Origin of the sequence: Neotamlana nanhaiensis, from assembly GCF_000943555.1 — a bacterium.
Classification (GTDB): domain Bacteria; phylum Bacteroidota; class Bacteroidia; order Flavobacteriales; family Flavobacteriaceae; genus Neotamlana; species Neotamlana nanhaiensis.
The window spans coordinates 57,101-77,854 of the sequence record NZ_JTDV01000014.1; the positions used below are offsets into that span (position 1 = coordinate 57,101).

Annotated in this window: 16 protein-coding genes; 5 read left to right on the plus strand and 11 right to left on the minus strand. The window is 35.0% G+C overall.

The window, feature by feature from the left end; all coding sequences use genetic code 11:
* The first annotated feature begins 81 nt into the window (after positions 1 to 81).
* From PK35_RS14055 to PK35_RS17205, 3 genes are all read left to right on the plus strand, one after another.
* Entirely contained in the window at positions 82 to 990 is a 909-nt protein-coding gene (locus tag PK35_RS14055) for an FkbM family methyltransferase (protein WP_044627204.1), read from the plus strand.
* The gene (locus PK35_RS14060) at positions 991 to 1,839 is read left to right on the plus strand and encodes a glycosyltransferase family 2 protein (RefSeq protein WP_044627205.1); all 849 of its coding nucleotides are present in this window, start codon (positions 991 to 993) and stop codon (positions 1,837 to 1,839) included.
* A 298-nt stretch (positions 1,840 to 2,137) separates the two neighbouring features.
* Entirely contained in the window at positions 2,138 to 5,152 is a 3,015-nt protein-coding gene (locus PK35_RS17205; RefSeq protein ID WP_082048592.1) for a rhamnogalacturonan lyase family protein, read from the plus strand.
* Positions 5,153 to 5,387: 235 nt separating this feature from the next.
* Here the strand turns inward: PK35_RS17205 and pafA are convergent, their stop codons facing one another.
* On the minus strand, positions 5,388 to 7,025 hold the full coding sequence (pafA, locus tag PK35_RS14070; protein ID WP_044627206.1) for an alkaline phosphatase PafA: 1,638 nt from the start codon (positions 7,023 to 7,025) through the stop codon (positions 5,388 to 5,390).
* A gap of 109 nt (positions 7,026 to 7,134) precedes the next feature.
* On the opposite strand from pafA, the gene PK35_RS14075 reads away from it, so the two are divergent.
* Both PK35_RS14075 and PK35_RS14080 read left to right on the plus strand, forming a co-directional pair.
* Positions 7,135 to 7,872 carry an MlaE family ABC transporter permease gene (locus PK35_RS14075; RefSeq protein ID WP_044627207.1) on the plus strand — a complete coding sequence of 246 codons (738 nt, stop codon included), beginning with the start codon at positions 7,135 to 7,137 and terminating at the stop codon, positions 7,870 to 7,872.
* Positions 7,872 to 8,639 (plus strand): ABC transporter ATP-binding protein, encoded by a 768-nt coding sequence (locus PK35_RS14080; protein WP_044627208.1) that lies wholly within the window; start codon positions 7,872 to 7,874, stop codon positions 8,637 to 8,639. The genes PK35_RS14075 and PK35_RS14080 overlap by 1 nt, the downstream gene beginning before the upstream one ends.
* Here the strand turns inward: PK35_RS14080 and PK35_RS14085 are convergent.
* From PK35_RS14085 to cdd, 10 genes are all read right to left on the minus strand, one after another.
* On the minus strand, positions 8,636 to 10,108 hold the full coding sequence (locus PK35_RS14085) for a DUF389 domain-containing protein (protein ID WP_044627209.1): 1,473 nt from the start codon (positions 10,106 to 10,108) through the stop codon (positions 8,636 to 8,638). The genes PK35_RS14080 and PK35_RS14085 overlap by 4 nt on opposite strands.
* Positions 10,109 to 10,114: 6 nt before the next feature.
* Entirely contained in the window at positions 10,115 to 11,194 is a 1,080-nt protein-coding gene (locus tag PK35_RS14090) for a mannose-1-phosphate guanylyltransferase (protein WP_044627210.1), read from the minus strand.
* Positions 11,195 to 11,235: 41 nt separating this feature from the next.
* Positions 11,236 to 11,838, minus strand: coding sequence for a SprT-like domain-containing protein (locus PK35_RS14095; RefSeq protein WP_044627211.1), 603 nt, complete (start codon positions 11,836 to 11,838; stop codon positions 11,236 to 11,238).
* On the minus strand, positions 11,839 to 12,483 hold the full coding sequence (locus PK35_RS14100) for an HAD family hydrolase (protein ID WP_044627212.1): 645 nt from the start codon (positions 12,481 to 12,483) through the stop codon (positions 11,839 to 11,841).
* 1 nt (position 12,484) lies between these two features.
* On the minus strand, positions 12,485 to 15,736 hold the full coding sequence (locus tag PK35_RS14105; RefSeq protein ID WP_044627213.1) for a T9SS type B sorting domain-containing protein: 3,252 nt from the start codon (positions 15,734 to 15,736) through the stop codon (positions 12,485 to 12,487).
* Between the two features lie 75 nt (positions 15,737 to 15,811).
* Positions 15,812 to 16,495, minus strand: coding sequence for an SDR family NAD(P)-dependent oxidoreductase (locus tag PK35_RS14110; protein WP_044627214.1), 684 nt, complete (start codon positions 16,493 to 16,495; stop codon positions 15,812 to 15,814).
* Positions 16,488 to 17,423 carry a M28 family peptidase gene (locus PK35_RS14115; protein ID WP_044627215.1) on the minus strand — a complete coding sequence of 312 codons (936 nt, stop codon included), beginning with the start codon at positions 17,421 to 17,423 and terminating at the stop codon, positions 16,488 to 16,490. The genes PK35_RS14110 and PK35_RS14115 overlap by 8 nt, the downstream gene beginning before the upstream one ends.
* A gap of 94 nt (positions 17,424 to 17,517) precedes the next feature.
* Positions 17,518 to 19,137: a pyruvate dehydrogenase complex dihydrolipoamide acetyltransferase gene (locus PK35_RS14120; protein ID WP_044627216.1), complete on the minus strand. Its 1,620-nt coding sequence runs from the start codon at positions 19,135 to 19,137 to the stop codon at positions 17,518 to 17,520.
* 3 nt (positions 19,138 to 19,140) lie between these two features.
* Complete coding sequence (pdhA, locus tag PK35_RS14125) at positions 19,141 to 20,139, minus strand: pyruvate dehydrogenase (acetyl-transferring) E1 component subunit alpha (RefSeq protein WP_044627217.1); 999 nt, start codon at positions 20,137 to 20,139, stop codon at positions 19,141 to 19,143.
* A 121-nt stretch (positions 20,140 to 20,260) separates the two neighbouring features.
* Positions 20,261 to 20,743: a cytidine deaminase gene (gene cdd, locus PK35_RS14130; RefSeq protein ID WP_044627218.1), complete on the minus strand. Its 483-nt coding sequence runs from the start codon at positions 20,741 to 20,743 to the stop codon at positions 20,261 to 20,263.
* Between the last annotated feature and the right edge of the window lie 11 nt (positions 20,744 to 20,754).

Genomic DNA, 20,754 nt, shown 5'->3' on the forward strand with positions numbered 1-20,754 from the left:
TTGTTTTTAAAAGAGATTTAATCATTATTTATTAGACAATTGTGGATATATTTACAAATTTAAAATCAACAGAAAAATAAAATGTTTCCACAAATAATTTATCAATTAATCTACCAAAAGCAAATAAACTATGTTTTAAGAAACGTAAATTATTTTTTACAAAACTTACTTCCTGATAAAATAAAAATCCCGCCTTCTGGTACTTTAAATCTAAAAACAGATTCTGGTTTAATTAAAATTGCAACAAATCAAACAAGTTATTTAACTCAAATTCTTTTTTGGAAAGGCTACAAACAATTTGAATATTCAGATATTTTTGAAGGACTTTCAAAAAAAGCAACTTGCTTTCTAGATATTGGTTCTAATATAGGGTATTACTCGTTATTAGCAGCTAAAGCCAACCCTACCATAAAAATTTTCGCATTTGAACCAGCATTAGGACCCAAATATTTTTTAAATAAAAATATCATTTTAAATAATTTCAATTCAAGTATAACCCCTATAAACTTAGCACTTAGTGATAGTTCTGGAACCATCGATTTTTATGAAGTAAAAAGTATAAAGTATAAATATCTAAAATACGATTTAGCTGGTGAGGGAAATGCAGGCACAAAAACAACTTCAAGAAATTTTATAAAAAACACTGTTAAAGCAACCACACTAACTAATTTTACTAAAAACTACAATTTAGATAAAATTGATTTAATAAAAATGGATACAGAAGGTACCGAGATTAGTATTTTAAAAGCTAGCAAGGAAACAATCGTTAAACACCAACCTATTGTTATCTGTGAAACTTTATATAATACAATTGAGGCAGAATTAGATGCCTTCTTTACCGCAATCGATTACGACTTCTATAATCATACAGTAAAGGGATTAAAAAAAGTCAATACTATAAAAAGAACGTACGATGATGGCGTTAGAAATTGCTTCTTTGTTCCAAAATCTAAAACGGGATTAATTGAAGCTTACAAAACTAAAGATTAAATGAACTTTTCAATAATCATTCCTGCGCACAACGAACAAGATGTTATTGGATTAACGTTAGATTCTTTGGTAAATCAAACCTACAAACCAAAACAACTAGTAGTAGTAAACGATAATTCTTCCGACGATACAGAAACTATTGTTAAAGCATATTGTGAAAAACATGAGTGGATTAGCTTAATCAACCATAAATCATCACAAATCCATAGCCCAGGAACAAAAGTTATTAATGCCTTTTATAAAGGTTTTAATAGCCTAAATTCCGATTTTGATATTATTTGCAAATTCGACGCCGATATTATTCTACCAAACAATTATTTAGAAAGAATAAATGCGATTTTTAAAAACAACCCAAATGTTGGAATTGCAGGTGGTTTAGCTTTTATAAAAAAAGACAATGCTTGGGTTTACGAAAATATTGCAAACAAAACCCATGTACGGGGACCGTTTAAAGCATACAGAAAAGCTTGCTTTAATGCTATTGGCGGTTTAAAACCATCCATTGGTTGGGATACCGTAGACACTTTATTAGCGAAATACCATGGTTGGGATGTAAAAACCGACCAATCGCTTCGCATTAAACACCTTAAACCCACTGGGGCAAACTATAATAAAACATCAAAATACCTGCAAGGTGAAGCCATGTATAAAATGCGCTACGGATTTACAATTACTGCAATTGCGGCTTTAAAAATAGCTTATAAAAAGCGAAGCATAACAGTACTGCTAAATTATGTACTTGGCTATTTTAAAGCTTTAAATGAAAAACCTGCGTTTTTGGTAAACAAAGAAGAAGGTAAATTTATTAGGAATTTACGCTGGAAGGGAATACTTAAAAAGCTTGGCTAGTTTTAATATCTTCAAAACAAAGTTGATAAAGTATTATTTATTTTTATCAAACACCTACAAAATAGCATTCGTACCAATATTTGTTTAACAAGGAGAATTTTATTTAAAATCTAGACAACCATGTTTTTGTTAAGTTATAAATAAAACTCATATATTAAAAAGACCAATTCCTTGTATTTTCTAAATATTTGAAGTCGAGCAGGTAAGTACAGGGTAATCCTTTCTATTTATTTTGTATTTTTAACAAAATCTTATAAGTGTAAACAACACACTTAACAATCAACTAAACCAACATAAGATGAAATTATTTAAATACCACAAAACATTCCTACTTGGAATGTTTACACTTTTCAGCTTCTCACTTTTTGGACAACGTTACATGGAAAACCTCGATCGAGGTTTAATCGCCATGCGAACCGGTACAAATTCTGTGCTAATAAGCTGGCGTATTCCTGCAAATGAGTACACCCAAAATGCCACTTACAATCTATACCGTGGCACAACGCTAATTGCTTCAAATCTTAATGTTTCAAATTATGTTGATGCAATAAGTACCGATGATTCCTATAGTGTTGCTGCTGTTATTGGCGGAACAGAACAAGAACTTTCTCCTGCTTCTAGCATTAAAGGATGGGAATATTTTTCTATTCCAGCAAGACCACTTAACGGGGGTTTCGATACCCATCACCTTAATGATGCCTCTGTTGGAGACCTCGATGGTGATGGTGAATATGAAATTGTTGTAAAAAGGCTCTCAAATGATCAGTCTCCTACACGCCCCTATTATCACTATCTTGAGGCTTATGAACTTGATGGTACTTTTATGTGGGCCATTAATTTGGGACCTAATTTGATAAACGCGGTGGAAGTGAACTTTTTAGTTTACGATTTAGATAATGATGGAAAAGCCGAGGTTGCCACCAGAACTTCAGATGGCATGATTGACGGTTTAGGCAATAACATTGGGGACAGAGATCAAGATGGAGAAATAGATTATAGTGGAACAGCAGCACTAAATAGCTCTTACTACAGAACCGAAGGTCCCGACTATATATCAATATTTGATGGTGAAACGGGTGCAGAAGTTGCATGGGATTGGTATATAGACCTTGATCCCATAGTGCAATGGGGATTACCAGGACAAAACATGTCTCAACTTGGTCACCGTGCTACTAAATGTATGTGGTCTGTTGCCTATACCGATGGGGTGAATCCAAGCTTTGTAATCAGCAGGGGAATTTATCATCGCATAAAACTTGAAGCATGGCATTTTAGAAATGGAGAATTGACAAAGGAATGGGCTTGGGATAGCGACCCTAACGGTACAGCCACTATTTATACCGGATCAGGAAACCACAATCTTGCTGTCGGTGATGTTGATGGCGACGGTCGGGACGAGATAACCTATGGAGCCATGGCGGTTGATGAATATGGCAATAGTATTTACTCTACTGGTTTTGGCCATGGCGACGCTGCGCATTTAGCAGACATTAATCCTGATATACCTGGTTTGGAATATTATAGTTGTATGGAGGGCGCTAATGGCACAACAGTACCAGGTTTAGCTTTAAGAAATGCTGCCGATGGCACAATACAATGGGCAAACTGGTCAAGTGGTGATATTGGAAGATGTATGGCTGCCGATATAGACCCAAACTACAAAGGCATGGAAATATGGGGTTGGGATGGTTCTGGGCTTCGTAGCTGTACTGGAGCATTAATTTCATCAACATATCCTACAACAGCCGGAAATGGATATACCATGAACTTTGGCATTTGGTGGGATGGTGACGTTCAGCGTGAATTACTAGACAGAACGGTAATAACTAAATGGAATGGAAGCGGAACCGATAGGGTAGCCACATTGTATAATATAGCATCAATTTCCGACAATAATGGAACTAAATCCAATCCTTGCCTTATGGCTGATATTTTAGGAGATTGGAGAGAAGAAGCGATATTCAGACGTTCAGACAACACTGGTTTGGTTGTTTTTGTTACTCCTTATAGCACAGATCAAAGAATGTATACCTTAATGCATGATCCTAACTACAGAACAGCCATTGCATGGCAAAACAATTCGTATAACCAGCCTCCAAATCTTAGTTTTTATTTTGGTGGCGAAATGGATACACCACCCTCACCTAATATTATTTTAGCTGATGGCTGTACGCCTACCGCTGTTGTACCATATATAGGAATCGATGCCGGAGAACTAGCGCAAGTAAACGAGGTGACCATTGATGCAGGATCATCGGTAACATTATCACCTCAACCCGAAACTGGAGGCACATGGAATTGGAGTGGTTGCAGTACTTCTGGATCGTCTCGAGAACAAACTTTTTCTCCTACCGAATCTTGTGTTGCTAACGTTATTTATACAAATGATGAGGGCTGTGTTTCTGCATTAAGTTTTACTATAACCGTTAGAAAAAATATTTTACATTATAAATTTGACGAAACCAGTGGCGTAAGTGCGTTTGATAGTTCTGGAAATGGAAATGAAGGAACAATTGTTGGTGAAGCTACTTTCTCATCAGGCTATTTAGATAATGGCATTGTACTCGATGGTGTTGACGATTATGTATTGGCTCCTGAAGGTGTTGCAAATAACCTAAACAACTTATCTATAACAGCATGGGTGTATTGGAATGGTGGTAACGCTTGGCAAAGAATTTTTGATTTTGGTAACAACACCAACCAATATATGTTCTTAAGCCCGAGTAATGGTAGCGTTATGAGATTTGCAATAACAAGTGGAAGTAATGCTGGCGAACAGCAGCTGAGTACAAATCCATTACCTACAGGCTCATGGCATCATGTAGCGGTAACCCTTGGAGCTAATGGGGGTTCGCTTTATGTTGACGGACAATTGGCTACCTCAAATACCAATATTAATTTAAGACCGACGGATTTCATGCCCGTAAATAATTATATTGGAAAAAGCCAATGGCCAGATCCTTTGTTTAATGGGAATATTGATGATTTCAGAATATACAACTACGAAATGACTCCTGAGCAAATAACCAGTTTATATAATGGCACACTTTCGGTTCGAGATATTGGTTTTGAAAATGATATTTCTCTTTGGCCAATACCTACCAAAGGCACATTAAATATAAGTTCTTCTTCTAATGACTTATCTGAAGTTTCAATTTATGATTTAAATGGCAGATTGATAATGCAAGAAAAACTGAAAAACAGCAACAAACTGGAAATAAACGTATCAAACATTAATTCTGGAATTTATTTTGTAAAGCTCTCAAATAATTTGAATCAAACCGCAGTCAGAAAAATTGTGATAGAAAATTAAACTGATTATATTTCGCAAAGTGAATAGATAAAAAGAGACTGTCCAAAAAGTGTAAAATCTGTCATTCTGAATTTATTTCAGAATCTTAAACAATGGATTTACAAAACACATTAGAATCTGAAACAAGTTCAGATTGACAAAAATGTGGCTTTTTAGACAGCCTCTTTTTTTAAAATTATAAATACCAATCACAAGTATTTTTATGTCTTAACAGAAACTGTTTTTCAACCTTGAATTAATCCAACACAAATTCTAAAGGTTGTCCTGTTGATCCGTTAGGAAAACTTATTCCTAATAAAGCAGATACTGTTGGTGCAATATCTGGAATTACTGTTTTTTGCAAAGTCTCGCCATGTTTTATGCCTTTCCCGAAGAACAATAAAGGCACATGCGTGTCGTAGTTAAATCCGCTACCATGCGTAGAACCTGTTTTACTATAAGATATAAAACCTGGATTTGAAACCACTAAAATATCTCCCGAATATTTTTGATTATACCCTTTTTGTAGTAACTCTTCCATACCTGAAGTAAAATCGTTATTACTCATGGTTGTTGCAGAATATACTTTGTAAACACCATCGTATTGAATAAGCTCATTAACCATCACATCTTGAACTTCGCTTAAAGTTTTACCAGTTTTTTTAACCTGGTCGTAATTAAGAAATATCTGGTCGTTGCTAATATTTTCAATTAAATCTTCAACTCCAAAAGTTTCCGTTAAAAAGGCTTCAAATTTTTTGCGTGTTTCTCTATTATTTAAATAACCAGAAGGAATGTGCTTCGATTTTAAGTACGAAGGCACTTCAACAGCACCATGATCGGCTGTTAAAAAAACCGTGTATTCCCCTTTGCCAACTTCAGCATCTAAAGCCTTAAAAAAACGTTCTAAATCTCTATCTAAACGAATATAAGTATCTTCAACTTCTTTGGAATTCACCCCAAAATTATGTCCTACATAATCGGTACTAGAAAAGCTTACAGTAAGCACATCGGTAATATCATCTTTACCTAAAGCTTCTCCTTTTAAAGCTGCTATCGCAAAATCAGCAACAATACTATTGCCGTAAGGTGTGGCTTTTAAAATATCATATCCACCATTTATTTTGTGTAGTTTCTTTAAATTGTAAGGAAATATCGCTTCATCTTTTCCGCGATAACCACCTTCAAAAGTATTTAAATCGTCGCCGCTTTCAGTGTAAGTTTCAATATCAAAAAAAGTATCCCAAGTTTTTAAATATGTATCGGCAACATTCAAATTATTAAAATCTTTTACCCATTTTGGTAAATCATTCATATAAAATGTGCTCGAAATAAAAACGCCTTCATCTTTTCCGCGAAACCAATAGGCCGCATTAGCTGTATGTCCAGCAGGTAAAATAGCACCTCTATCTTTTATAGAAATTCCTATTGTTTTTCCTCGCATTTGGGTAAACAATCTGTTTTCATCGGCAAAGGTTGTAGTTTTCATTCGGTGTGGCGACATTTTACCATCTTTTGATGTAGTTCCTACCGATTCATAAGAATCATCACCAGCACAATACACCATTGTTTTACCGTATTTATCGTACCAATCGTTTGCAATAATACCATGATATTTTGGTGTGGAACCTGTAAAAACCGATGCATGACCAGGTCCTGTTTTTGTTGGAATATAATTAAAATGATTGTTTTTACAGTTAAACCCATCGTTCATCATACGTTTAAAACCACCTTCGGCATATTTATTATAAAATCGCGTTAAGTAATCATAGCGCATTTGGTCTACCACAATACCAACCACTAATTTAGGCTTTGTATTTTGGTTTGTATCTTGTGCTTTTGCAGTAACACTTAACACTACCAAACATACCGAAAGGAAAATTCTATTTATCATAACGAGTCTAAAAATGAGGTTCAAAAATACATATTTTAATACATCATAATTTAAAATTAAAGTTAAATACCAACAAGTTTTTTATACTTTAGCAATTACAATTTAAATTATGAATTACCTACATAATATTGGAGCCTACTTTTTAATGACTGCTGAAATGTTTCGCAAACCCACAAAATGGAGCGTCATGAAGCAGCTTATTTTAAAAGATATTGACGATTTAATTATTGGCTCGTTGGGTATTGTTGCCTTCATTTCGTTTTTTGTTGGTGGCGTGGTTAGTATACAAACCGCACTGAATATTGATAACCCTTTAATACCAAAATATTTGGTGGGTTTTGCCACAAGACAATCTATTGTTTTAGAATTTGCGCCAACTTTCATTTCGATTATTATGGCCGGAAAAGTGGGTTCGTTTATCACTTCTAGTATTGGCACCATGCGTGTAACCGAACAAATTGATGCTCTAGAAGTTATGGGAATTAACGCCGTAAACTATTTAGTTTTTCCTAAATTTATAGCACTTTTATTATATCCATTTGTTATTTCTATTGCTATGTTTTTAGGAATTATAGGTGGTATGGCGGCATGTGTTTATGGCGGATTTAGCTCTGTTGAAGATTATATTGTTGGTATTCAAACCGATTTTATTCCGTTTCACATTGTTTATGCCTTTATAAAAACTATTGTTTTTGCTTTTATATTAGCTACCATTCCTTCTTTTCATGGCTACTATATGAAAGGTGGCGCACTTGAAGTTGGTAAAGCCAGTACAACATCGTTTGTTTGGACCAGTGTTGTTGTAATTGTAATAAATTATTTTTTAACCCAAATGCTTTTAGGCTAATGATTGAAGTTAAAGATTTACATAAATCGTTTGGAGATGCCCATATTTTAAAAGGCATAACCACCACTTTCGATAAAGGTAAAACCAACTTAATTATTGGGCAGAGTGGATCGGGTAAAACTGTATTTTTAAAATGTTTATTAGGCCTTTTTAATTACGAGGAAGGAAGCATTGCCTATAACGGACAGGTTTTCTCGAAACTATCGGAAGATGAAAAACGTAACATTCGTGCCGAAATTGGTATGGTTTTTCAAGGTAGTGCCTTGTTTGATTCGATGACGATTGCAGAAAACGTTATGTTTCCATTGCGAATGTTTACTAAACAAAGTAAAAGCGAAATGGAAGATCGTGTCGATTTTGTTTTAAAACGCGTAAATCTTGATGATGCTCACAAAAAAATGCCAAGTGAAGCTTCTGGTGGTATGCAAAAACGTGTGGCTATTGCTCGCGCCATTGTAAATAACCCAAAATATTTATTTTGTGATGAACCTAACTCTGGCTTAGACCCAAAAACATCTATTGTAATTGACAATTTAATTCAAGAGATAACCGACGAATATCAAATTACCACCGTAATTAACTCGCACGATATGAACTCGGTTATGGAAATAGGCGAAAAAATTGTGTTCTTAAAAAACGGCCTTAAAGAATGGGAAGGCTCTAAAGACACTATATTTAAAACCGATAACCAATCGGTTACCGATTTTGTGTATTCTTCAAATTTATTTAAAAAGGTTCGTAGAGTGTATTTAGAGGAGAACTCTTAATTCACACGTTTTACAACAACCGTATCTAAATCTAATTTAAACTTAAGCCATTTTTCAAGCTTCTGTTTGTCTTTATTTCTAGCAGCTTCATTAGCTAAAGAATCTACCCATTTTACAGAAAATACAGGTAAAGTATCTAGCTTTTTAAAATTAGAATGGATGATGTTTGCAAACGAAATCTCATCAATAGTTTCGTAATTCATGCTAATTTCTTGCGTTAACTCTTCAAAAGGAATATAATCTTTTTCTAAACGCTCCAAGGTATTAACACGCTTTTGTAAGTAACGAATTTGATCTTGTTGCGATAATAAATCCAAAGAATCTCGCAGGCGTAATTGCTTCATGGTATTGTAACCATCAACCGAAGCATTTCTATTCTGGTTAAAAACTAATTTCGTGTTCTGTTTCACTAAAGCAGGATAATCGGCTAAACGTGTTTTTAGCAAACCAATCGTGCTTTCTGGAATTTCATCTAAACCAAAAGAATTTAATTCTATTAATCCATCACCATCTTCAAAATATTTATAAGTTGTATTTTTTTTAATGTATTCGGCATGTGGCAATGCACCTAATTCCGTATCAATAAATTTAATCGCATCTCTATTAAACGTACTTTCTTTATACACACTCCAAAAGGTAAAAGATGCTGGAATCATGACCATAATTGCTATTAAGGTTGCTAATTGTGCAATGCGTTTACGTTTCTTAGAATTTGCATACCTAAGCATTGGGAAACGCAAAATTTTAAGTACCAAAAAGGTTGCTAAGGCAATAAAAATGGTGTTTATAGTAAACAAATACATGGCTTGCCCAAAATACTCCCAATTCGCTTTTGCTAGACCATAACCTGCCGTACATAGTGGTGGCATTAACGCTGTAGCAATAGCAACACCAAAAATAACCGATGCAATGGTCCCCTTTTTAGTTCGTGCAATTATTAAAGCAGAACCACCAAAAAACGCTATAAGCACATCTCGAATATCGGGTTTTACACGTCCTAAAAGTTCCGAAGTATCTTCACTCAACGGAAAGAACCTAAAAAATAAAAACGCCGTTAATAAACTAAGCACAATCATAATGGCTAAGTTTATTAACGAGCGTCTTAAGGTATCAATATCGTTTATGGCAATAGACAGACCTACACCTAAAATAGGCCCCATAAGTGGCGAAATTAACATGGCTCCGATAACCACTGCTGTGGAGTTGGCATTTAAACCAATGGAAGCCACAAATATAGAACACACCAAAATCCAAGCCGTTGCACCTTTAAACGGTATATCGCCTTTAATAGCTGCAATAGTCGCATCTCTATCGGTGTCTTCTCGAAAATCCAATAGCTCACTAAAAAAAGTTTTTATACTCTTAAATAAACCTTGAGCATCTTTTTTAACTGCTTCTTTTTTCTGTTCTACGGTTTGCTCTTTTTTAACTTCTTCTTCAGAGAAATTGAATTTACTTTCGTCACTCATATGTTATTAACCATATTGCTCTCCAAATTTATCTTTTACTTTTTGGAGTACTTTTTTAATGTCTTGTTCTTTTGATTTCGGATAGATTAATAATACATCTTCTTTATCTACCACAATATAATCATTTAAACCATCTACAACTACAATTTTATTGTTTTTGGTTCTAATCATATTTCCAGAAGCGTCTTCAACTAAGGTTCTGGCATTTACGACCGCATTTCCGTTATCGTTAGCGCCTAATTTATCGTATAAACTGCCCCATGTACCAAGGTCGTTCCAATCGAATTCGGCACCAATCACATAAACATTATCAGATTTTTCCATAATCGCATAATCGACTGAAATGTTTTCTGCTAACGGATAATTTTCCTTAATAAACGCTGCTTCGGCATCGGTATTATAAGCCGAAATTCCCGCCTCGAAATGTTTGTATAATTCAGGTTGATTGTTCTCAAAAGCTTTTACAACACTTTTAGCACTCCACATAAAAATACCAGCATTCCAAAGGAAGTTACCTTGATCGATAAACGATTTAGCCGTTTCGTAATCTGGCTTTTCTCTAAATTGGTTAACCGATTTTATGTCTTCAGAAGCACTTTTATCAAATTCAATATACCCATAACCCGTGTTTGGGAAAGTTGGTTGAATACCTAAAGTCATTAATGCATCGTTGTCTGAACAAAACTCAAAAGCTTGCTCTACATTTTTAGAAAACGTTGCTTCATCTTCAATCCAGTGATCACTTGGTGCCACAATCATGACTGCATCTGGATTTTCCTTTTGAATTTTTAATGATGCGTACAAAATACAAGGCGCTGTATTACGCATTGCAGGTTCTAAAACCACTTGTTTTTGAGTTACCTCTGGAAGTTGCTCTAAAACCAAATCGTTGTAACGCTCGTTGGTTAAAATATATATATTTTCTTTTGGAATAAGATGCGAAAGACGTTTAAATGTTTTTTGAATAAGGGTGTCGCCGGTGCCCAACATATCGTGAAATTGCTTTGGAAACTCTTGTGTACTCACTGGCCAAAATCGAGACCCCACGCCACCTGCCATTAAAATGGCATAATAATTTTTATTCATGGTTGTGTTTTTTGTTATTCGTTTTTATTTACTTGTTATTGTTATTTTGTATTTATAATTTCTACTTCTGCATTGGGATTGAAAAGATACAATTTTCCCGATTTAATTTCAACACATTCGTAGCGTTTTACACGCTTACTTACTTTTTTAAAAACTCTGCCGTTGTATATTTTAAAAATGCTACCATACGGTATTTCAAAAATATACGATTTATTATTGGGTTCATCAAACTGTTTTAATGATAATGCTAATTTAACATCGGTGTCGCTTGATGCTTTTGGATTTTTAAAATGATTAGCCAAAAGCGGCAGCAAACTCATCGGAAAAACTTCTGGGTTTAAAAATGGCAGCATAAGGCGCTGAAACGTGCGTTTCCATTCTAAACCATGCGGTTTTATTTGTCTTCCAAACGCTTTAAAGGCTTCAAAATGGGCGATTTCGTGAATTAATGTGATTAAAAACCGATATTCGTTTAAGTTCGCATTTACTGTAATTTGATGTTTCCCGTTGGGTAACGCCCTATAATCACCATGTTTGCTTTTGCGCTCACTTTTAATTTTTACAATTAAATTATCGTGTTCTAAGAGTTTTAAAACTGACTCTAAAGCATTATCGGGTATGTAATTTTTTAATTTAGATTGCACTTATTGGCCTGAAATTAAATTTAGAAGTTCACTCATATCTCCAAATGTTTTTGTTGCTTTGGTTTGCAACTCGTTTTTATAATCGCGTTCGGTGTAACCAAAAACATCAAAACCACCATTTATGGCTGCGGTTACTCCAGACAAACTATCTTCAATCACTAAACATTCTTCTGGTTTAAAACCCATAGTTTCAGCTGCCCATAAAAACACCGCTGGATTAGGCTTCCATTTCTGAATTTTGTAGCAACTAAAAATCCGATCTTCAAAATGCGGTAATAATCCTGTTAATTCTAGATTGAGTTTTATTTTATCTTCTGGCCCGCTAGAAGCTACACAAAACGGTAATTCTAAATGTTCTAAAACTTGTTTTATACCTTTAACAGGTTTCATATTTTGTTTAAAAGCAGTAAAGCTTCTTTCTCTGTAAACTTCAATAAAATTATCAATAAGTGGTTTTGTTGCTATAGCCGAAATTTTCTCCACACAAGCTTCTATAAAACTTCCTTTAAAATGATTGAAAGCATATTCTAAATCTATATTGGCGCCATGTTCGTTTGCCATATCAACCAAAACTTGATTGCTTACAATTTCGCTATCCACTAGAATATCATCGCAATCGAAAATAATACATTTGTATTTACTCATATTATCTCTTTAATGAAAAATGTCCTTTAAAGTTATAATTTTCATCTAATTTTACGCTAAACCAATAATCAGAATTTTGCATAAATTCGCCTCTAAAAGTTCCATCCCAACCTATACTATTAGTTTTTAATTGCTTAAGAATTTTACCGTATCTATCATAAATAAACACGGTGGCTTCTGGGAAATTTTCGACACCTTTAATGTTCCAATAATCGTTAATACCATCGTTATTTGGTGTGAAAAACTTTGGGTAATCAACCAAAACAACAGTTTGATTATCGGCACCACAACCTAATTTATCTCTAACAGAAATTGAATAAACTCCACCTAATACATTTGCAAATAAGTTACTGTTTTGAAAATTTTCTCCGTCGATAGAATATTCAAAATCGCCATCACCAGAAACAAAAACTTCTATATAGTTTTTATCGGATAACTCTCGCTTCTCAACACTCGTAATGGTAGGTAATTGAGAACGTACTAATGCCACATTAAAACTATTTTCGCAATAGGTGTTGTTCGTGGTTTTACCTAATGTTAATGTATAATTTCCTGCCTGCTCCAAATTTACAACGTTGCCCGTTGACACTTGAGAGCCATCTTGATATTCCCATAAATACGAATCGAAACCATCTTCAATGCTCAACGTATAAAAAGGTTCTAAATCACATAAAAAATAAGAATCTTGTAACGTTACTGATGGCAATTCGTTAACAACCAAATTTAAACTTGTTTCGGAATAACACGCACTATTAAATTCATTTTCTACCCGAACATGTATGGCTTGTTGCCAAGGTGTTGTATTTTGAAAGTTAGAGCTAACAAAATTATTTATCTCGTTTCCATTAGCATCAAAATACAGTACTTTCAATCCGTTTTGACTTCCAATAATTTCTGATTCAATATTTGAAGTATCAAAATCTGCGTATCCATTACCTAAATCGCAACTAAAAATTGACTGTGGCACGTTAATTTGTGGTTTAGTTGAAGTATTTAAAACAAGTACTGCTTCAGAAAAACATGAGGTCGCAGGATTTGTAACGCGTACTGTAATTTCCTCTCTGTTTGCTGTAGCATTCGTATATGGATTTGGTAAAGGATTGGGTAATTCCTCACCGTTAGCTTTAAAATAAGTCACCAACAAACCTGTTTGATTTCCTAAAACTTCGGTTTCTACATTCGAGGTATTAAAGTATTCTGAAATACCATCATCATTATCATCGCAACCAACTAATTCTGATAGTACATGAGCTTCGGGCAACGGATTTACTTTTAATTTAAACGTGGTTTCATTGTAGCAATTAGTGTCTGTATTATGGACTTGAACTGTAATTTCTTCTTCGTTAGCAACAGTGTTTTCTACAGCTGTTAAATCGCCTTGAACTTGTTCTCCATCTTCATGGAAAAATAAAACTTGCAAATTATTCGCGGTACCTATTAAAGATTCTTGTACATCTTGAAGGTTAAATGTTGAAAAACCATTGGTTGCCATTGAGCAAACTACTAAATCTGAGATAGATTCTAATTGCTGTAACGGGTTAACAATAAAATCGAAAGTCGTTTCGGAATAACAACAAGGGTTATTGCTATGTGAAACACGAATTGTTATCGTTTCCCTTCCTTGCATTGTATTACTATAAGGGTTTGGTAATTTATCATACACCATTCCTATAGAATTTATAAACTGAACATCCTTATTGGTTTGTCCTCCTAAAACCTGTTCTAAAATGCCAGATGTATCAAAAGAAGATGACATTCCTGAATTATAAGTATCCTCACATGCGTAAACATTTTCAATACCGTAGGCTTGTGGTGGTTCGCTAACGTCAATTGTTTTAGTAAATGTATGCACACTAGCATCGATTGCTGTTACGGTTGCTGTAATTGTGTAGGTACCATCAACTGAAAAATCGTGAAAAGGAGACAAATCTGTAGAAGTATTATTGACCCCTGAAGCAGGATCTCCAAAATCCCAAATTACTGATGCTACATTAGCTTTATTTGTAACACTAAATTCCTTTAAAAATTCCGAGCAAATATTTGAAATATCCATATCAAATGACAAATTAGAAACAGGATTTGCTTTACCTGAAACATTGATATAAAAATTAATATTTCCACGACTTAATTTATCTGTTGTTATAAATTCTAAATTACACCAATCACCTCCATTAACTCCCATACCACAACCTTTGTACCACGAAAAATCTAAATCATTATCGGTACCAGCTACAAACATAACACCGCTTCCCCAAACAATATCATGTACAACTTCTACTAATATTTTATCAACTGAAGATTTAATTACAATGGGGTCTTCGAATTCAATATTTATTATTTGAGGATTGTACTCTGATATGGGTGGCACTCTTTGAAATTGACTACTCCCTATTAAATTCTCTTCGGAAAAAGAATTAGGAAAGTTATCATCAATCCTGTAAAAATTAAATTTCAAACTGGCTCCTCCATCAGCTCCACTTACACCTACTTGCCCAGAAGTAACAACATATTCCTCATTTTGAGATATTCCAAATTCCCCTAAATTAAACACTCTCGCCCAATGATATGCGCCGTACGAACAGCTAAACATTCGAGTTCTTTTAATACCATCACCAACATTATGAATTAAAGTTATCCGTTCTCCAGAATTTGAAACATCTACCATGTTTCCTGTAACATTAATGAAAAAATTAGCATTTGGAACCGGATTTTTAAGATTATTTGTTGTTACGTAATCATAATACTCTCTACACCCATAATACCAAGACACATCCGTATCTTGTTCTGTTCCGGCAACTATAACTTCTGCTGAATTAGGGTTGTAAAAGTCTTCGTGTTTATGGAAAGCAACTAAAATTCTATCAACTTCTCTTGGAACAACTATTGGACTTACTAAATCTAATGTTACAACTTGCGGAGAATCTATATTAGGCAACAACCCGTAACCACCAGCTCCCAAAGGAACAGGATTAGAATTAGGAAAGTTTGAATCAATACTATAAACCGAAACTCCAAGATATGCGCCATTATACGATTTGCTAATTCCAATCTCAGCTGTGTTAATAATAAACTGATCGTTTGCCGTTTTACCATAATCGGATAGATTAAAAACGCGAGCCCACGATTCATCATCTTCGCAAGGCGTCATACCCGAATCAATTAATACATCACCAACATTATGAGATAAAGTTATTTGCGCACTTACGTATAGCGAAAAACAAAATAAGAATACAAATAGGAAAGTATTTTTCATACAAGCTAAAATAGAAAAACCTATTACAATCCTATCTGTTTTCTGTTTTAATGCAAATAATTACGTTTAAATAAGTTAAGGTGTAGAATTAGAAACCTGCAACAATTTCCCGTTGTAATATTTGTGACCGGTTAATGAAAAATGGAAGATATAATTGGCCATTTCTTCGGCAGTTGTTGGTGCTTGATAACCCGGAAATGCTTCTTCTAGCATTTCGGTTTGCACTGCTCCTAAAGCAAGTACATTAAATGCTATTCCAGAGTCTTTATATTCTTCGGCAAGTAATTCGGTTAAGGTTATAACAGCTCCTTTACTAGAACTGTACGCGGCCAACCCAGGAAACTTCATACTACCCTGTACACCTCCCATAGAACTTACTGTAACCACATGACTACTTGCTTGCATGAACGGCAACACGACACGAGTTAATTCGGCAACACCAAAAACGTTCGTCTTATAAACGGCCTCAAAATCTTGCATACTTAATTCCGAAAATGGTTTATTAATTAAAGCGCCTGCATTGTTAATTAAAACATCGACTTGCTGCCAGTTTTCGGAAATAAAATCTTGTACTTTTTTGTACGCTTTAGCATCGCCTAAATCGAATGAAAACGCGGTTACATTGTCAAGTTTTAAAAGTTGAATAGGTTTTTCATTCCGCGAAAGCGCTAAAACATTGTGTCCTGCTTTCGCAAATAGTTTCACCAACTCGAAACCGATGCCTCGACTCGTTCCTGTTATGATGATGTTTTTACTCATTATTCATTTTTATTTCTTGCGACGGCGCATTAGCCATACCTTCAAGGGCAGGAATCATTTTATTTATAAAGCTGGTCATGTGCGTAAAATCCATTTTATCGGCTTCATCATCCACATGATGATAATACTCAAAATTTGTAAAATCGAAGGTTGAAATAGCATGAGCAGGCACATTAAATTCGTTAAAAAACGGAAAGTTATCCGAACGTTTAAATAGGTTATAAGCTTTCGCTTGCACTAAAAAACCTACCAATTCTTCTCCTGCATAAGCGTTTAATTTTTCTGCTATGTTGGATTTATCGTAACCTGTAATATAACTTAAAGTTTCACCTGAAGCACGTGGCACACCAATCATTTCAAAATTTATCATGGTATATAAATTTAATCCTTGGTCTTTTAAAACTTTAGCTAAATGCTCCGATCCTTTTAAGCCCATTTCTTCGGCAGCGTAAAGTGTAAATAATATACTTCGTTTATTGGTTTTGGTTTTTGCAAAATATTTTGCCCATTCTAAGACGGCCACCGTTCCCGATGCATCGTCGTTAGCACCATTAGAAATCGAATCGCCATCAACTGCTTTTGAAGTTGCAATATGATCGTAGTGCGCACCAAGCACAATAAACTCATCTTTTAAGTCAGGATCATTTCCTTCTATGAAACCTACAATATTATATCCTGTTATTTTCTTTAGTTGAAAAGAATCTCGGTAAGTTTCAAAATAAGGTTTTACATCATTCTTCTTAAAAAATGTCTCGATATAAACGGCAGCTTTTTCGATGCCTGGTGTACCGGTTTGACGACCATTTAACTCATCGGAAGCTAAATAGGTTAAACTTTCTTTTACAGAAGATTCTTGAATTTGAAATGCTTTTGATGTTGAACAGCTAAACACCATAAACACACTTAAAAGGGAAAATATATGTTTCATTTTTTAATTGATTTTAATAGTTTTAAAGATAAAAAAAACCTGTATCATAACTTATGAAACAGGTTTTTAATATTATAAATTGAATAACTTATAACTACGCAATCATAGTTACTGGGTTCTCAATAAATGTTTTTAATGTTTGTAAAAACTGTGCACCTACAGCACCATCAACCGTACGGTGATCGCAAGCTAACGTTAACATCATCGTGTTACCAACAACAATTTGTCCGTCTTTAACAACTGGTTTTTGTACAATTGCTCCAACCGATAAAATCGCAGAGTTTGGTTGATTAATAATTGATGTAAAACTCTCGATACCAAACATACCTAAGTTAGAAACAGTAAACGTGCTTCCAGACATTTCATCTGGTTTAATTTTCTTGTTTCTAGCCTTACCAGCTAAATCGCGCACTGAAGCACCAATTTGCGTTAAACTTAATACATTAGTATGCTTGATTACTGGAACCACTAAACCGTCTTCTACAGCTACAGCTACACCAACGTGTATATGACTGTGGAACTTCGTTGTATTATCGGCCCAAGTGGTATTTACTTGCGGATGTTTTGTTAATGCCATTGCACAAGCCTTAACGACCATATCGTTAAATGATACTTTTGTATCTGGAATAGCGTTAATCGTTTTGCGTGAAGCAATTGCGTTATCCATATCTACTTCTATATTTAAGTAGAAATGCGGCGCACTAAACTTAGAATTACCTAAAGCTTTTGCAATAGCCTTACGCATTGAAGAATTTTTAACCTCTTCGGTGTTTTCTTCACCTGCAATTGCAAAACTAGTTACTGGAGCACTTTCTGCAACTGCTGCAGCAGGTTCATAATTTTCGATATCGCGTTTTACGATACGTCCGTTTTCACCAGAACCTTGTACTTTTGTTAAGTTAATACCCTTTTCTTCAGCTAATTTTTTAGCTAATGGCGATACAAACACACGTCCGTTTGCAGTAACAGGCGTTGGTTTTGGCGCACTCGCTTTAGCTTCAGTTTTCGCAGGTGCAGGTGCCGCTTTTGGCGCTTCTGCTTTTGGTGCTTCTTTAACAGCTTCGGTTTTTGCAGCAGGTGCTGAAAAATTTGCCGCTACTCCAGAAACATCGGTTCCTGCAGGGCCAATTATGGCTAATAACGAATCTACTTTTGCCGATTCGCCTTCTTGTAATCCTATTTCTAATAAAGTACCAGATTGGAATGATTCGAATTCCATAGTGGCTTTATCTGTTTCTATTTCAGCTAAAATATCACCTTCTTCAACAGCATCACCTACTTTTTTCAACCAGGTGGCCACAGTACCTTCTTCCATGGTATCACTTAAACGTGGCATAGTCACCACTACAACACCTTCTGGCAATTCTTGAGCTGGAGTTTCAGCTGCTTTAGGCGCTTCAGGTGTACTTGGAGCAGCTTCAGCAGTTTCGGCTGCAGGAGCAGCACCTCCACTTAATAAACCAGAAATATCTTCGCCAGCTTCACCTATAATAGCTAAAAGTTCATCTACTTTAGTGGTTTCACCTTCTTCTACACCAATATGAAGTAAAGTACCTTCGTTAAAAGATTCGAACTCCATCGTGGCTTTATCAGTTTCAATCTCAGCTAAAATATCGCCTTCTTCAACTTTATCGCCAACTTTTTTTAACCAAGTTGCCACGGTTCCTTCTTCCATGGTGTCGCTTAAACGCGGCATATTTACTACTACTGCCATTGTTTATAGTTTATGTTTAATAAATGGATAATCGTCTTGTTCGTAAACTACGTCGTACATTACATTTGTTTCTGGGAATGGAGATTCTTCAGCGAATTTCTCACATTCTGAAACTTTAGCTTTTACACGCTTATCAATTACTTTAATATCGGCTTCTGAAGCATATTTCTTTTCAAGAATAACATCTTTTACCTGAGTAATTGGGTCGATTTTCTTGTATTCTTCTACTTCTTCTTTTGTTCTATAATGCTGCGCATCACTCATTGAGTGCCCTCTATAACGGTATGTTTTTAACTCTAAGAATGTTGGCCCTTCACCACGACGCGCACGTTGAATGGCTTCATCGAAAGCCTCAGCTACTTTTACAGGATTCATACCATCTACTGGTCCGCAAGGCATTTCGTAACCTAAACCTAATTTCCAGATTTCGGTGTGGTTTGCTGTACGCTCAACCGAAGTACCCATAGCATAACCATTATTTTCACAAACAAAGATTACTGGTAATTTCCAAAGCATAGCTAAGTTGAATGACTCGTGTAACGACCCTTGACGTGCCGCACCATCACCAAAACAACAAAGGGTAACTGCATCGCTACCGTGGTATTTATCACCAAATGCAATACCTGCACCTAATGGAATTTGACCACCAACAATACCATGACCACCAAAAAAACGGTGTTCTTTAGAGAAAATGTGCATAGAACCACCAAGACCTTGTGAGGTTCCAGTACCTTTACCGTAAAGTTCGGCCATAACACGTTTAGGATCTACCCCCATACCTATTGGCTGTACGTGGTTACGGTAAGCAGTTATCATTTTATCTTTTGTTAAATCCATAGCGTGTAAAGCTCCTGCTAATACCGCTTCTTGACCGTTGTACAAGTGAAGAAATCCTCTTACTTTTTGTTGGATATAAACTGCAGCTAGTTTGTCTTCAAACTTTCTCCAGAATAACATGTCTTCATACCATTTGAGGTAAACCTCTTTTGTGATTTTTTGCATTTAATTTAATTTATAAAGAAAAATACTGCTTGCCACTTTTAACTGTTACAAGCGGGTAACAAAAGTAACACTTTAGTTATTAATGAAAAAACCGAAAATCGTAATTTTTTGCTTCAATTTTTTATAATGCCTCTTTATTAAACATTAAAGGCAATAAATTTTCTAAAGAATGTGATTTTACGACCTTACCCGAATGCCCCATAAAATATATTTCGATAGGCGATTCTTGCTTAATTTCGTATTCGGCAATAGCTTGCCTACAAGCTCCACAAGGCGGAATAGGCTCGGTAGTTTCTTTTTTTAAAGAGCCTGCAGAAATAGCCATTTGAAGCATTTTTGCTTCTGGAAATTGCGCACCTGCATAATAAATAGCAGTACGTTCGGCACATAAACCCGATGGATAAGAGGCGTTTTCTTGATTGTTTCCTAGAATAATTTCACCATTATCTAACAGTAAAGCAGCACCAACTTGAAATTGAGAGTACGGTGCATAAGCTTTTTTTCTAGCTTCGAAGGCCTGTAACATTAAGTTATAGACTTGCTCTGGAAGTGCTTCTAAATTATCGAATACATATAATTTAGATTCAATTGATAGTTCCTTCATACTCAAATGTA

Bases quoted from the DNA above. Each gene is read 5' to 3' on its own strand.
- PK35_RS14055 (WP_044627204.1), top strand. From the start codon at position 82: ATGTTTCCACAAATAATTTATCAATTAATCTACCAAAAGCAAATAAAC.
- PK35_RS14060 (WP_044627205.1), top strand. From the start codon at position 991: ATGAACTTTTCAATAATCATTCCTGCGCACAACGAACAAGATGTTATT.
- PK35_RS17205 (WP_082048592.1), top strand. From the start codon at position 2,138: ATGAAATTATTTAAATACCACAAAACATTCCTACTTGGAATGTTTACA.
- pafA (WP_044627206.1), bottom strand. From the start codon at position 7,025: ATGATAAATAGAATTTTCCTTTCGGTATGTTTGGTAGTGTTAAGTGTT.
- PK35_RS14075 (WP_044627207.1), top strand. From the start codon at position 7,135: ATGAATTACCTACATAATATTGGAGCCTACTTTTTAATGACTGCTGAA.
- PK35_RS14080 (WP_044627208.1), top strand. From the start codon at position 7,872: ATGATTGAAGTTAAAGATTTACATAAATCGTTTGGAGATGCCCATATT.
- PK35_RS14085 (WP_044627209.1), bottom strand. From the start codon at position 10,108: ATGAGTGACGAAAGTAAATTCAATTTCTCTGAAGAAGAAGTTAAAAAA.
- PK35_RS14090 (WP_044627210.1), bottom strand. From the start codon at position 11,194: ATGAATAAAAATTATTATGCCATTTTAATGGCAGGTGGCGTGGGGTCT.
- PK35_RS14100 (WP_044627212.1), bottom strand. From the start codon at position 12,483: ATGAGTAAATACAAATGTATTATTTTCGATTGCGATGATATTCTAGTG.
- PK35_RS14105 (WP_044627213.1), bottom strand. From the start codon at position 15,736: ATGAAAAATACTTTCCTATTTGTATTCTTATTTTGTTTTTCGCTATAC.
- PK35_RS14110 (WP_044627214.1), bottom strand. From the start codon at position 16,495: ATGAGTAAAAACATCATCATAACAGGAACGAGTCGAGGCATCGGTTTC.
- PK35_RS14115 (WP_044627215.1), bottom strand. From the start codon at position 17,423: ATGAAACATATATTTTCCCTTTTAAGTGTGTTTATGGTGTTTAGCTGT.
- PK35_RS14120 (WP_044627216.1), bottom strand. From the start codon at position 19,137: ATGGCAGTAGTAGTAAATATGCCGCGTTTAAGCGACACCATGGAAGAA.
- pdhA (WP_044627217.1), bottom strand. From the start codon at position 20,139: ATGCAAAAAATCACAAAAGAGGTTTACCTCAAATGGTATGAAGACATG.
- cdd (WP_044627218.1), bottom strand. From the start codon at position 20,743: ATGAAGGAACTATCAATTGAATCTAAATTATATGTATTCGATAATTTA.